Source organism: Aureispira sp. CCB-QB1, assembly GCF_000724545.1.
In the GTDB taxonomy this organism is placed as follows: Bacteria; Bacteroidota; Bacteroidia; order Chitinophagales; family Saprospiraceae; genus Aureispira.
This window is the reverse complement of the sequence record NZ_JHBV01000091.1, coordinates 1-563: the sequence shown is the minus strand read 5'-3', so window position 1 is coordinate 563 and position 563 is coordinate 1. Positions and strand designations below refer to the sequence as shown.

Genomic DNA, 563 nt, shown 5'->3' with positions numbered 1-563 from the left:
CATGCATAACTTGCCGCTCCTATTCCTGTTAAGGTGATTGACTCGCCTGAACATACTACTGTGTCTGTGCTGCTTGCCATTACTATTGGTAAGGTATCTACTGTTATCGTTAAGTTCCCTGTTGCACTACAACCATTACCATCTGTTCCTGTTACATTGTACGTTGTTGTTGCACTTGGTACAAAAGCGATTCCATCTACTGCTCCATTATCCCATGCATAACTTGCCGCTCCTATTCCTGTTAAGGTGATTGACTCGCCTGAACATACTACTGTGTCTGTGCTGCTTGCCATTACTATTGGTAAGGTATCTACTGTTATCGTTAAGTTCCCTGTTGCACTACAACCATTACCATCTGTTCCTGTTACATTGTACGTTGTTGTTGCACTTGGTACAAAAGCGATTCCATCTACTGCTCCATTATCCCATGCATAACTTGCCGCTCCTATTCCTGTTAAGGTGATTGACTCGCCTGAACATACTACTGTGTCTGTGCTGCTTGCCATTACCGTTGGCAAGGTATCTACTGTTATCGTTAAGTTCCCTGTTGCACTACAACCATT

1 pseudogene is annotated in these 563 nt (G+C 43.3%); it reads right to left on the bottom strand.

The annotated features are described in order from the left end of the window. Positions 1-563 (bottom strand): annotated as a pseudogene (locus CG11_RS30560) (hypothetical protein); the annotation flags it as partial.